We start from the raw sequence: 11,676 nt of genomic DNA, 5'->3' as shown, positions 1-11,676 counted from the left end.
GGCATCTTCGCTGCTCCAGAATCGGCGCCGTGACCACCGACCCCGACCCGATGCCCCAGCCGCCGCCCGCGCCGGACTTCGACGCCTGCTGCGGCAACGGCTGTGACCCCTGCATCTTCGACCTGCACGACCTGGCCATGGACGAGTACTGCCGCGCGCTGCGCGCCTGGAAGGAACGTCATCCGGACGCCAGCTGAAAGGCCTTGCCCATGTGCCGCAACATCCGCACCCTGTTCAACTTCGAGCCGCCCGCCACCGAGCTCGAGATCCGCGACGCGGCGCTGCAGTTCGTACGCAAGCTCAGCGGCTTCAACGTGCCGTCCAAGGCCAACGAGGAAGCCTTCGACCATGCCGTCAAGGCCATCGCCGACGAGGCGCGGCAGCTGATCGCGTCGCTGACCACGACGGCCGAGCCGAAGAACCGCGAGGTCGAGGCTGCCAAGGCCAAGGCGCGCTCGGCCGAGCGCTTCGGCACACCGCAGGGCTGACGCACAATCGCCGCGCCTGCCCCCACGCCTGACCCGCCATGCGCCTCAAGATCGCCCTGTCCGTCGTCGCCCTGCTGCTGCTGATCGCGGCCTGGTTCGCGTTCGCCTGGCACTGGAGCTACGCAGAGGGCGAGCGCGCCGGCTGGGTGCAGAAGTTCTCGCGCAAGGGCTGGATCTGCAAGACCTGGGAGGGCGAGCAGGCGCTGGTGTCGCTGCCCGGCAGCGCGACCGTCGAGAAGTTCTACTTCACCGTGCACGACGAGGCCACGGCCCAGGCCATCAACAAGGTCATGGGCAAGCGCGTGAACCTCCACTATGAGCAGAAGGTGGGCCTGCCGTCCGCCTGCTTCGGCGAGACGCGCCACTTCGTCACCGGCGTCACGGTGGTGGATGAGATCTCGCTGTCGCCGGGCGTCACGGTGCCCGTGCCGGTCGCGCCGCCGGCATCGGCGGCCAGTCAGTGAGCCCCGGCCGCTGACCCTGATGCGCGGTGCTGCGGGGCGCGGCGCCGAAGCGGTGATGCGGCGGCCTGGGGCTCAGCCCCGGCCACCCTCGTGCAGCAGGCTCATCACCTTGGTGGTGATGATGTCCACCGCAGGACCGTTGGCGCCGTGCGGCAGGATCACGTCGGCATTGCGCTTGGTCGGCTCGATGAACTGCTTGTGCATGGGGCGCACCGTTTCCAGGTACTGGTTCACCACCGATTCGGTGCTGCGGCCACGCTCCGAGATGTCGCGCTGCAGCCGGCGGATGAAGCGCACGTCCGAGGCCGTGTCCACATAGATCTTCAGCGACATCATGTTGCGCAGCTTGGCGTCGTACAGGGCGAAGAGACCCTCGACGACGATCACCGGTGCGGGCTTCACGGTGATGGTGTCGCTGGAGCGGTTGTCGGCCGCGAAGTCGTACACCGGCATGGCGATCACTTCGCCCTTGCGCAGCGCGGCCAGGTGCTGCGCCATCAGCGGCCAGTCGAAGGCATCCGGGTGGTCGTAGTTCTGCTTGCGCCGGTCCTCCGGCGGCATGTGGGACTGGTCGCGGTAGTAGTCGTCCTGCATCACCACCGCCACGTTGTCCGGCCCGATGGCGGCCAGCACCTGGCGCGTCACCGTCGACTTGCCGCTGCCGCTGCCTCCTGCGACACCGATGACGAAAGGTTTGTGTTGGGACTTGGGCATGAGGTCGGGGACGGGCTGGGGAGAAGGCCGAGAATTTACAGGGTGGCCTGGGGAGGCTGAGCGTTTGCGGGGGCGGCCGGCGGGCTTGCAGTTGACCGGCTGCTGAAGGCTGGTTGCTGTTTCTCACCAACGACTGCTTTGCGGCTCCTCAGCTGCGGGTAACGAGTCCAATGGGCTTCGCACGGCGCCGCCGCCAGCTCACTCGCTCGGCCAAGGCAAGCTCTCAAAGAAGGCTTGAACAGTGCTGTATGCGACTTCAAACTCCGGCGGCTTTGTCGCTATGAGTGCGGCCACAGAAGGGTAGTCCTTGGCAGACAGGGCTTTGACCTCTGGGTTTCGCATGGCCGAGGAGTTCATGGGCACCTGCCGATCCGCAGAAGCAGAGTGCAACTTCTCTAGGACGGTTTGCCTATCGCCATCGTCTAGTGAGGTGCACTCCAACAGGAGGCACAGGTCATAGATGTCCTGAAATCGTGAGCGGTTACGGATTGGCTGCTGCAAAACTGATCGCAACTTCTCGGCGATCAGATCGTGATAAGCGTACATCGTCAGTGCGCCACCGTCGACATCGTTGCGCTCAACTTCGGATGCCCACTCGTTAAAGCTGTAGTCGATCTGGACAGCCTTCGCTGACTGCTTGTTGGCGAATCTCTGCATTTCGTTGTTTGATGCTCGATTCGCGTAGCCAATCTTCAGTTGAAGTGTCGGGAAATCGTTGTCTGGACGATTCTTCGGATTGATTGCGTGCGACTGCAGTCCGATGGCCAGGCCGTACTCATTGTCTGAACTCACGGAACCTAGTGCAGCTTCAATTTCAGCGATTAGGGCTGGCAGATGCACCTCTTGAAGTCGTCTCTGCGTAGAGAAGTCGACATCTTTCGTAAACCGGGCGCTCTTGTAGCGAATTGCTAGCAGGATGCCGCCCTTCATTACCATCAGTGGTGCGAGATCATTCGAGTTCGCCACTGCGCGCAGGATGAGTCGTACTGCTTGCCGGAACTCTCGGCGTTGGGGATCGGTTTCAGCGTCCACCCAGGCCTCTAGGTCGATGTTCATTCGGTTGGCATCGGTGTGTTGATCGACAGTGCCCACCGCTCTGAGAACGAGGAGCTGTAATCAGCGCTGGCATCTAGCTTGCGAGAGCCTCCGCGTTGCGCAAGGGCGGCCCAGGCATCGATTCGCGAGTCTGTGAGCCCGGCTACTTGCTCCAGCACCCACCCAGCACGCACCTTGTCAATGGCTGCGCCATGCTGATCGAGTTCATCCAGAATCAGTCTGCGATTAGCGGCAGCATGCTCCTTGAACACCGCGAGCACATGGCTGAGACCTCCGCACAGAGAAGGCTCGCGCAGCATGTCGAGGAAAGTTCTGCCAAGGGTGGCAACGCGGAGACGCTGTTCTTTGAAGTTGCGATAAGCGCCGAGGTGCAGACTCTTGAAGAGATGCACCGGTCGGTTGTTCAGCTTGGTGAACGCGCTTCGCTGCACTGCCGGCAATCCGGCGCGGGTGTAGTCGGCGTAGTCCTCGCCAAGGTCGCGCTGCATCCGATCTTGAGCGAAGGACCTCCACTTTGCTGTTGCAGGCGTTGATATATAGAGCTGCTCAGGCATCCGGTCTGTGATGCCATGGAACTCCATGGCGCTCAGGTGCGAGACGTAGCAGAAGGGATCAATTGCGCAGGCAAGTACGCGGGCGTCTGAGATGTTGGCCCCCACAAGTACGTATGCCGCGTTTTCAGGAACGCCTGGAATGGGTTGCAGCACCCCGTTCGCAACCAACTTGGCCTCGATCCGGCTGAATGCTGCGCGGTCGAGCTGCGTCTTGTGGTTTCGCAAGGGCGTGCCATCGTGACTTGACTGCTTGTAGATGCCCCAGGCCAGATGGGCAAGCTCATAGCGAGTCACTACCAAAGCTCCGCGCTGCCCTAGCACCTGCGCCAATGCTGCTGGAATCGAAATTTGCCGTTTTTCAACCATCTACCATGCGTCCTAAGGACGCATGGTAGATGGTTCAATAAAACTTTTCAAGTAGGGGAGATCGTTGAAGGCAATTTCAAATTGTTTATCAAGCGGTAGACTGCGTCCTAAGGACGCAGTCTACCGCTAGGCTAGCAAAATTTTAAAATGATTTTTCAAGTGGTGTGCTGCTTTCAGCACTTTTTCGCATAAAGCCGAGCTGGGTCAGTTGGTGAGTCTGCAGTGTCGCCAAAGTTACACATGTAAACACTAAGCTGCGTCCTTAGGACGCAGCTTAGTCATTCCTATGAAACTTGTCAATACGACACGCTGAAACTGGTTGCCCTCCCTGAAGAGTTGATGCATTGCGGATTTTCTCACCGTCTATACAATGCGTCCTAAGGACGCATTGTATAGACGGCTCGGAGTTCGTTCGCTATACACGGACACAACTTGCCTGTGCAATGAATGACACCTCTTCAGCCGCCCAACCTTTCACTCAGCGGACGGCTTAACCGCCCGCTGAACTCGCACGTTGAACAGCAGCTTTCGGGCGTTGAGTTTGAAAGAGCGAGAGACCGCACTCGCCGCAAAGCGGCTGCTCGACCACCTCCCCAGCAGCCACGGCGTATGCGCCGCACTGCGGCGACCAAGCCTGAGCTCCCGCCCCCGGCCTCTCACGCGCCCGCTGCTTCACGCTCTTGCCACGCCCTGACAGCGCTACCCGGCGACACTAGCGGCATGCCCCTGCTCCAACCCCTGGCCGCCCGCTTCGAGCGCCTCGTCGACCCCTATCCCGAACCTGCCGGCACCGCCCCGCCGAGCAAGTTCTTCCCCTTCCTGTGGCGCTGCGCCGATGGCGTTCGCAAGCACCTCGTCGTCGTCATGCTGTTCACGGCCGGCATCGCGGCCGCCGAGGCGTTGCTCTTCAGCTTGATGGCGTCGCTGGTGGACTGGCTGTCCGGCATGCAGCCCGCCGAACTGTGGTCCAAGCCGCAGCCGGTCGTGCTGTTGCTGCTGGGTGTGCTGGGCGTCAGCGTGGTGCTGGCGGGGGTGCAGGCGCTGATGAAGTACCAGGGCGTGTTCGGCAACTTCCCGATGCGGATGCGCTGGCTGTTCCACCGCCGCATGCTGGACCAGAGCCTGGCCTTCTTCGGCGACGAGTTCGCCGGGCGCATTGCCACCAAGGTCATGCAGACGGCGCTGGCGGTGCGCGACACCTGGCTCATCGTCGTCGACATCCTCGTCTACGTGGCCGTCTATTTCGGCACCATGGTCGCCATCGTCGCGAGCTTCGATGCCTGGCTGATGGCGCCGTTTGCAGTCTGGCTGGCGCTTTACCTCGTGGCGCTGCGCTATTTCGTGCCGCGCCTGGGCAAGATCGCCCAGGCCCAGGCCGATGCGCGCAGCCTGATGACGGGCCGCATCACCGATGCCTACACCAACATCGCCACCGTCAAGCTGTTCGCCCACGGCCGCCGCGAGGCCAGTTATGCCAAGTCGGCGATGCAGGACTTCATGGTCACGGCTTACGGCCAGATGCGCCTGGTGACAGGTTTCGAGGTCGTCAACGCGCTGCTGTCGGCGCTGCTGGTCGGCAGCACAGCGCTGCTGTCGCTGTGGCTGTGGGGCGTGTCCGCCATCGGCGTGGGCGCGGTGGCGGCTGCCACGGCGATGGCGATGCGGCTGAACGGCATCTCGCACTGGGTGATGTGGGAGATGGCTTCGCTGTTCGAACACATCGGCACCGTGCAGGACGGCCTGGCCACGCTGAGCAAACCGCAGGCGATTGCCGATGCGAGCGGCGCAGCCGAGTTGACAGTCCCGCGCGGCGAGGTGCGTTTCGAGAACATGCGCTTTGCCTACCCGAACGGCAAGGTGGTCGTGGAGGGCCTGGACCTGACCATCAAGCCCGGCGAGAAGATCGGCCTGGTGGGCCGCAGCGGCGCCGGCAAGAGCACGCTGGTGAACCTGCTGCTGCGCCTGTACGACCTGCCGGCCGATGGCGGCCGCATCCTCATCGACGGCCAGGACATCGCCGCCGTCACGCAGGACTCGCTGCGCCGCCACATCGGCATGGTCACGCAGGACACCTCGCTGCTGCACCGCTCGGTGGCCGAGAACATCCTGTACGGCCGCCCCGATGCCAGCGTGGACGACATGCAGCGCGCTGCCGTGCGTGCGCATGCCGACGAGTTCATCGCGTCGCTGTCCGACCCCAAGGGCCGCACCGGCTTCGAGGCCTTCGTCGGCGAGCGCGGCGTGAAGCTCAGCGGCGGCCAGCGCCAGCGCATCGCCATCGCCCGCGTGATGCTCAAGGACGCGCCCATCCTGCTGCTGGACGAAGCCACCAGCGCACTGGACAGCGAGGTTGAGGCGGCCATCCAGCAAAGCCTGTATACGCTGATGGAGGGCAAGACGGTCGTGGCCATCGCGCACCGGCTGTCAACAATAGCCGCGCTCGACCGCCTCATCGTCATGGACGCCGGCCGCATCGTGGAGCAGGGCACGCACGCCGAGCTGCTGGCGATGAACGGCATCTACGCGCGCCTGTGGGCGCACCAGAGCGGCGGGTTCCTGGGGCTGGAAGACTGAGCCGGGTGCCATCCTCGGGGCGGCACAGGCCGCTCGTGCGGGCCGGCGTCAGGCGCTCGGCGCCATGGGTGCGTCCAGTGGGGGTTGCGGTTGCTCGCGGAGCGTGGCCGAGACGCGGGTGCCGAGCCCCGGCGCCGCCACGATGCGCATCGTGCCGCCTTCTGCTTCGACGCGAAAACGCATGCCCATCAAGCCATGGGCCGAGCGCAGCGGCTGCTGCATGTTGAAAACTACGCCGTCGTCGCGAACCGACGCTTCCACCAGCCCTTCGCGGCGGTGAAGAGCCAGCCAGACCTGACTGGCCTGCGCATAACTGCCGATGTTGGTCAGCGCTACCTGCATCAGGCGATAGATCACGAGGTTGGCGTGTGCGCCCAGGTTCAGCTGCTCCAGCTGGCATTGCACCTGCAGCCCCGAAGTGGTGGCGAATATGCGAGCCATGATCTCCAGCGCCGACACCAGGCCGAGCAGGGGCCGCACTGACGGCTGCAGGTCTTCGATGATGCGGCGTTTGAGTGCAATTCCCTGGTTCAGGGTCGCGGTCAGATGGGTCAGCCGCTGCAGCGCCTCGGGAGCGGGTGTCGGCAAGGCCGCCAGCCTCGATCGCATGCGCGCCTCGTCGAGCCTGGCGGAGGTCATCAACGCACCCAACTCGTCGTGCAGGTCGCGCGCCAGCCGGCCGCGCTCGTCCTCGCGGGCCGTTTTGCCGGTGGTGGGTCAGTTCGGTCAGCTCCATCGTGCGCTGCGCCACTTTCAGCTCCAGCACGTCATCCGCTGGCGCAGCGCGATGAACAAGTTGAGCAGCTCCAGCGCGCTGAGCGTGGCCACGCCCATGCGACCCATCTTCAACGTGACGCATAGGCTGCTGGGGCCGGCCTCCACGTGGAGGCTTTCGTACTGCAGCAGCTCGGCGCTGAGCGCACGGATAGCCTTCATCTGCTCACTGCTGCCCGGCAGCCACGCCAGCTTGGCCGCCGTCATGCGGTGCAGGTCGGCCAGCAGCGCCAGGGGCTGGGGCTGATTGACCGAACAGGCGTCCAGTGCCGCTAGGTCGGCTGCCGTCGCCAGCATCGCCCGGCCGCAGGCCAGCGACTGCGCCTGGCGCGAGGCCACCGTGGTGGTGGCGTCGAGGTGCTGCGCCGCGGTGGCGCCCAGCACGCCCCATTGGAGTTTCTGTAGGCGCACGGTCACGATGGCCATGGCGCCGAGCCGGTCCAGCGTGTGGGCGGACTGCCAGTACGCGACCTCGCTGATGGAGATCAACGCCAGCACGACGACGCACGCGACCGGAAGGGTCAGCGGGTCGCGTTTGACGGCATTCAGTACACCCAATGGTTCACCGCCGCCGAGCTGCGGGCGGCTGGACATCGGGTTGCTGCAAACGGGACACTCGGCCAGAGCACTCGGCCCAGCGGCAGCTCGACCGGCTCCAGCATCGGTTGCCAGCGTCGCCATTCGACCTCGTGGAGCGCTCCAAGCAGCTTGTTGACAAGGGGGGCGGAACCAGCAGCCAAGTGACGCTCCGGGAAGCCGGGCAGGGTGCCTGCGCCATGTAGGGGACGCCGCCACTGGCCGCTGTGTTCGGTAGCGAACAGACGGCGGCTAGCGCATCGGTCACCGTCGGTGTTTACAAGGGACTTCCCATGCAATTCCGCGTTGGATTCGAGATGGTTCATCAGTGCAAACAGCCCACGCCGATGATCCTGCAGCTCAGCATCCACTACTCCCGTGCGTCGGACCTCGTCCGGCCCGACCACCTGCTGACCCATCCGTCGGTGCCCGTGACGGCCTACCGTGATCTGTTTGGCAATTGGTGCAGCAGGGTCGTCGCGCCGGCGGGCCGCTTCATGCTCAGCACCGATGCCCTTGTTAACGACAACGGACAACCCGACATCGTCGCGCCCGATGCACCGCAGATCCCGGTCGAGGCCTTGCCGCAGGAGACCCTGGTCTACCTGCTGGGCAGCCGCTACTGCGAGACCGACCAGCTCTCCGACATCGCCTGGAAGCGCTTCGCCGAGGGCCCCACGGGCTGGGCGCGCGTGCAGGCGATCTGCGATTTCGTGCACGGCCACATCGAGTTCGGCTACCAGCATGCACGCCGAACGCGCACCGCACTGGAGGCCTACAACGAAGGCCAGGGCGTGTGCCGCGACTACGCACATCTGGCCATCGCCCTGTGTCGCTGCATGAACATTCCGGCGCGCTACTGCACCGGCTACCTGGGCGACTACGGCACGCCGCAGCCCTGGGGCACGATGGACTTCGCCGGCTGGTTTGAGGCCTACCTTGGCGACCGCTGGTACACCTTTGACGCCCGCAACAACGTGCCGCGCATCGGCCGGGTGCTCATCGCCCGTGGCCGCGACGCCAGCGACGTGGCGCTATCGAGCACCTTCGGGCCCAACCAGCTGGAGAGCTTCAAGGTCTGGGCCGACGAGGTGGCGGCATGACTTACTGTGTCGGCGTCAAGCTGGACGACGGGTTGATCTTCGCCAGCGACTCACGCACCCATGCTGGCGTGGACAACTACGCCAGCTTCTGCAAGATGACCGTGTTCGAGCAGCCCGGCGACCGTGTGCTGGTGCTGCTCAGCTCGGGCGACCTGGCAGCCACGCAGGCAGTGATCGGCGTGCTGCGCCAGCGGGCCGCTGCCGGAGCGTCGCACATCTGGTCGGTCACGTCGATGTTCGACGTCGCCAACTTGGTGGCCGACGCCATGCGCGACATCGAGCGCCGCGACGGCCCCTTCCTGGAAAGCGGTGGCCTGAAGTTCAACGCCTCGTTCATCCTCGGCGGTCAGATCGCCGGCGAGGACATGCGGCTCTTCCGTATCTATGCCGAGGGCAACTTCATCGAGGCCGGCACCGAGACGACCTTCCTGCAGACTGGCGAGGCGAAATACGGCAAGCCCATCCTCGACCTGGCCGTCACGCACGGCGCCAGCCTGGAGGACGCGACCAAGTGTGTGCTCGTCTCCTACGACTCGACGATGCTCAGCAACTTGTCGGTGGGCATGCCAATCGACCTGCTGTGTTACGCCCGCAACGCGCTGCAGGTCAGCATGAAGCGTCGCTTCGATGCCGGCGATGCGTATTTCGAAGTGCTCAAGAGCCACTGGATCGCCGGCACCCGCCGGGTCTTCCATGAGCTGCCCGCCTTGGTGTGGTGACCGCTACCGCGCTTGCAGCCGCGGCGCGTCCAGCGCCCGGCCACGCAGACGGGCGTCCAGGAAGGCCGTGCTGTCGCGCAGCGCTTCGCGCAGGTCGGCCTGTGCCGCCTCGGTCACGCTGCCGCTGCGCGGTCCGCGGGCCCCACCGCCTTGCGGTCCGCGCGGGCTCTCGCCGCTGCCGCGCTGTTGGCCGCGGCCGGCGGGCTTGCTGTGCTGCTGGTCCTGCGCGTGCCAGCCCTCGGGCGCCAGCGTGCCGGACAGCGCCAGGTGGTTGATGCTGCCCAGGTTCAGCAGCCAGCCGCTGCCTGGCGCCATCGTCTCGAAAGCCTGGCGGCGTTCGACCGGACGGCGCACGAGGCCCAGCGGGTCTTGGTCCAGCTCGCTGGTGATGACGAGCGCGGCCGTGCCGCCCGCAGGCGCTTGCATGGCCGGCGGGCTGATTGCGATGACGGCCTGCCAGCCCGCTTCGCCGCGCGCGTCCAGCGCCGTCTGCGCACCGGTCTCATAGCCGGCCAGCGCGGCGCGCTGCCAGTCCAGCCCGGGCTGCGCGGTTTGCAGCGCGGGCAGCAGGCGGCGCAGTGCCGCCAGGCGCTCGGCGCGCAGCGCGTCGCCGTAATGCAGCAGGCCCAGCTCGCGGAACTCGCCGGTGCGCGCCAGCTCGGAGCGCCAGGCCGCGGCGTCCGCTGGCAGCGGCTGCACGCCCAGGACCGTGTAGCCGGCCTGGGCCCAGGCTGCGACCCAGCGCTGGCCGGCGTCGCCCTCCTGGCCCAGCCCGGGCAGGTACACGACGACCGGCTGGCCCGCCGCAGCGCCGGCGCCGCGCGTGACGTGCACGCTGCGGCCCTGCGCGTCGAAGCGGCCCAACGCCAGTCCCAGCTCGCGCGTTGCCGTCTCGGCCCAGGGCTTGGGCGCCGGGGGGCCGCCTGCGCAACCGGCCAGGGCCAAGGCGATCAGCAACGGCAACAGCAGCGTGCGGCGGTGGGGGTAGCTCATGCGCGTGACGTTAACCGCGCCATGTTGCTGGCATGCTGCCCGCGCGACGCGGCCTGGGCGAAGGCAGCGCGCTAGCATCGCTGGCTGCATGCCTCTCGACCTCGCGACCACCTTCACGATCAGCACCGTCGTCCACCTGATGATGGCGGCCCTGCTGGGCCTGTTCTGGCGCAGCGCGCGCCGGCGCGGCAAGGTGGGTTTCGGCTGGTGGGTCCTCAACGAGGCCATGCTCGCTGTCGGCGCATTGCTGCTCTTGCTGGCGAGTGCAACTTCGCTGGGTGGGCTGGCGCTGGCGGTCGGCAATCTGACCTTCCTGGCCGGCATGCCGCTGCTGGAGCTGGGCCTGCGCATCTGGTTCGGCCGGCGCCTGTGGCCTGGCATGGCCTGGCGCTGGGGCCTGGCCGTGCTGGGTTACGGCGTCTGGTATGCCGCATGGCACGGGGGGCTGGACTACGCCAGCCGCTCGGTCATCTTCACCGCCATCAACACGCTGCAGGGCCTGCTGTTCGGGCAGTACGTGCTGAGCCAGCTGCGCACGGGCGATCCGCCGTCGCGCCGGGGCCTGTCGCTGATCGCGCTGAGCGCGGCGGTCATCGTCGTGATGAGCCTGTGGCGCTCGGTGGAGAACTGGCCCTATGTCGGCACGGACCGGGCGGTGCCCGGCCACTTGCTGGCGGTGCTGATGGTCGTCAACATCGCTGCGGCGGTGACGCGTGTGTCGGCCATGCTGCTGATGCTGCACGGCCGCATCGAGGCGCGGCTGCAGGCCGCCGGCGTTGAGCTGGAGCGGCGCGCCAACACGGACGCGCTGACCGGCGTGGCCAGCCGCGCGCATTTCGAGGCGGCCAGCGGTGTGCTGCTGACCCAGGCACTGGCAAGCCGCTTGCCCGTCTGCCTGATGGTGTGCGACATGGACGGCTTCAAGTCCATCAACGACCAGCTCGGCCACCCCGAGGGCGACGCCGTGCTGATCCGCTTTGCGGCGCTGCTGCGCGACTCGCTGCGCCACGGCGACCTGGCCGGGCGCCTGGGCGGCGACGAGTTCGCAGTGCTGATGTTCAACTGCACGCCGGCCATGGCGGTGGGCATCGGCGAGCGCCTGCGCGAGGCCGCCGCGGCGCTGCGGGCCGCCGACGGCCGCACCGTCAGTCTCAGCGCGGGGCTGGTGGCCGCCGCGCCCGGCGAGGACTTCGAGAGCCTGTACCGCCGCGCCGACCGCGCGTTGTACGCCGCCAAGGCGGCCGGGCGCAACCGCATCGTGGCCGAGTCGGCTTGACCCACCCTTAGACTCGCCC

At 66.2% G+C, this 11,676-nt stretch carries 13 protein-coding genes; 7 read left to right on the top strand and 6 right to left on the bottom strand.

From position 1 onward, the window contains the following. Positions 1–29 precede the first annotated feature (29 nt). From ACG02S_RS11125 to ACG02S_RS11115, 3 genes are read left to right on the top strand one after another with little or no spacing between them, the layout of a single operon-like run. On the top strand, positions 30–197 hold the full coding sequence (locus tag ACG02S_RS11125; RefSeq protein ID WP_394470523.1) for an oxidoreductase-like domain-containing protein: 168 nt from the start codon (positions 30–32) through the stop codon (positions 195–197). A gap of 12 nt (positions 198–209) precedes the next feature. Next, positions 210–488 (top strand): DUF2277 domain-containing protein, encoded by a 279-nt coding sequence (locus ACG02S_RS11120; RefSeq protein WP_394470522.1) that lies wholly within the window; start codon positions 210–212, stop codon positions 486–488. Between the two features lie 38 nt (positions 489–526). Then, positions 527–952: a hypothetical protein gene (locus tag ACG02S_RS11115; protein WP_394470521.1), complete on the top strand. Its 426-nt coding sequence runs from the start codon at positions 527–529 to the stop codon at positions 950–952. A gap of 72 nt (positions 953–1,024) precedes the next feature. Here ACG02S_RS11115 and udk read toward each other — a convergent pair whose 3' ends face one another. From udk to ACG02S_RS11100, 3 genes are all read right to left on the bottom strand, one after another. After that, the gene (gene udk / locus ACG02S_RS11110; protein ID WP_394470520.1) at positions 1,025–1,666 is read right to left on the bottom strand and encodes a uridine kinase; all 642 of its coding nucleotides are present in this window, start codon (positions 1,664–1,666) and stop codon (positions 1,025–1,027) included. Positions 1,667–1,864: 198 nt separating this feature from the next. Further along, the gene (locus ACG02S_RS11105) at positions 1,865–2,722 is read right to left on the bottom strand and encodes a nucleotidyl transferase AbiEii/AbiGii toxin family protein (protein WP_394470519.1); all 858 of its coding nucleotides are present in this window, start codon (positions 2,720–2,722) and stop codon (positions 1,865–1,867) included. Next, positions 2,719–3,642 (bottom strand): type IV toxin-antitoxin system AbiEi family antitoxin domain-containing protein, encoded by a 924-nt coding sequence (locus ACG02S_RS11100; RefSeq protein WP_394470518.1) that lies wholly within the window; start codon positions 3,640–3,642, stop codon positions 2,719–2,721. Before ACG02S_RS11100 ends, ACG02S_RS11105 begins: the two co-directional genes overlap by 4 nt. A gap of 720 nt (positions 3,643–4,362) precedes the next feature. On the opposite strand from ACG02S_RS11100, the gene ACG02S_RS11095 reads away from it, so the two are divergent. Beyond that, positions 4,363–6,216 (top strand): ABC transporter ATP-binding protein, encoded by a 1,854-nt coding sequence (locus ACG02S_RS11095; protein ID WP_394470517.1) that lies wholly within the window; start codon positions 4,363–4,365, stop codon positions 6,214–6,216. A 48-nt stretch (positions 6,217–6,264) separates the two neighbouring features. On the opposite strand, the gene ACG02S_RS11090 is transcribed toward ACG02S_RS11095, so the two are convergent. Both ACG02S_RS11090 and ACG02S_RS11085 read right to left on the bottom strand, forming a co-directional pair. Then, positions 6,265–6,891, bottom strand: coding sequence for a sensor histidine kinase (locus tag ACG02S_RS11090; RefSeq protein WP_394470713.1), 627 nt, complete (start codon positions 6,889–6,891; stop codon positions 6,265–6,267). A gap of 78 nt (positions 6,892–6,969) precedes the next feature. Beyond that, a complete protein-coding gene (locus ACG02S_RS11085) occupies positions 6,970–7,584 on the bottom strand; it encodes a hypothetical protein (RefSeq protein ID WP_394470516.1) in 615 nt (204 codons plus the stop codon). A gap of 275 nt (positions 7,585–7,859) precedes the next feature. Between ACG02S_RS11085 and ACG02S_RS11080 the strand changes: the two genes are divergently transcribed. Both ACG02S_RS11080 and ACG02S_RS11075 read left to right on the top strand, forming a co-directional pair. Then, positions 7,860–8,669 carry a transglutaminase-like domain-containing protein gene (locus tag ACG02S_RS11080; protein ID WP_394470515.1) on the top strand — a complete coding sequence of 270 codons (810 nt, stop codon included), beginning with the start codon at positions 7,860–7,862 and terminating at the stop codon, positions 8,667–8,669. Beyond that, positions 8,666–9,388: a proteasome-type protease gene (locus ACG02S_RS11075; RefSeq protein WP_394470514.1), complete on the top strand. Its 723-nt coding sequence runs from the start codon at positions 8,666–8,668 to the stop codon at positions 9,386–9,388. The genes ACG02S_RS11080 and ACG02S_RS11075 overlap by 4 nt, the downstream gene beginning before the upstream one ends. A gap of 3 nt (positions 9,389–9,391) precedes the next feature. Here ACG02S_RS11075 and ACG02S_RS11070 read toward each other — a convergent pair whose 3' ends face one another. Beyond that, positions 9,392–10,381: an alpha/beta hydrolase gene (locus ACG02S_RS11070; protein WP_394470513.1), complete on the bottom strand. Its 990-nt coding sequence runs from the start codon at positions 10,379–10,381 to the stop codon at positions 9,392–9,394. Positions 10,382–10,469: 88 nt separating this feature from the next. Between ACG02S_RS11070 and ACG02S_RS11065 the strand changes: the two genes are divergently transcribed. After that, positions 10,470–11,657, top strand: coding sequence for a GGDEF domain-containing protein (locus tag ACG02S_RS11065; RefSeq protein ID WP_394470512.1), 1,188 nt, complete (start codon positions 10,470–10,472; stop codon positions 11,655–11,657). The last annotated feature ends 19 nt before the right edge of the window (positions 11,658–11,676 follow it).

It is taken from the genome of Pelomonas dachongensis (assembly GCF_043555865.1).
GTDB lineage: Bacteria > Pseudomonadota > Gammaproteobacteria > Burkholderiales > Burkholderiaceae_C > Pelomonas > Pelomonas dachongensis.
This window is presented reverse-complemented; position numbering and strand designations above follow the sequence as displayed.

Coding starts and splice junctions, on each gene's coding strand:
- ACG02S_RS11120 (WP_394470522.1), top strand. CDS start 210: ATGTGCCGCAACATCCGCACCCTGTTCAACTTCGAGCCGCCCGCCACC.
- ACG02S_RS11115 (WP_394470521.1), top strand. CDS start 527: ATGCGCCTCAAGATCGCCCTGTCCGTCGTCGCCCTGCTGCTGCTGATC.
- udk (WP_394470520.1), bottom strand. CDS start 1,666: ATGCCCAAGTCCCAACACAAACCTTTCGTCATCGGTGTCGCAGGAGGC.
- ACG02S_RS11105 (WP_394470519.1), bottom strand. CDS start 2,722: ATGAACATCGACCTAGAGGCCTGGGTGGACGCTGAAACCGATCCCCAA.
- ACG02S_RS11100 (WP_394470518.1), bottom strand. CDS start 3,642: ATGGTTGAAAAACGGCAAATTTCGATTCCAGCAGCATTGGCGCAGGTG.
- ACG02S_RS11095 (WP_394470517.1), top strand. CDS start 4,363: ATGCCCCTGCTCCAACCCCTGGCCGCCCGCTTCGAGCGCCTCGTCGAC.
- ACG02S_RS11085 (WP_394470516.1), bottom strand. CDS start 7,584: ATGTCCAGCCGCCCGCAGCTCGGCGGCGGTGAACCATTGGGTGTACTG.
- ACG02S_RS11080 (WP_394470515.1), top strand. CDS start 7,860: ATGCAATTCCGCGTTGGATTCGAGATGGTTCATCAGTGCAAACAGCCC.
- ACG02S_RS11075 (WP_394470514.1), top strand. CDS start 8,666: ATGACTTACTGTGTCGGCGTCAAGCTGGACGACGGGTTGATCTTCGCC.
- ACG02S_RS11070 (WP_394470513.1), bottom strand. CDS start 10,381: ATGAGCTACCCCCACCGCCGCACGCTGCTGTTGCCGTTGCTGATCGCC.
- ACG02S_RS11065 (WP_394470512.1), top strand. CDS start 10,470: ATGCCTCTCGACCTCGCGACCACCTTCACGATCAGCACCGTCGTCCAC.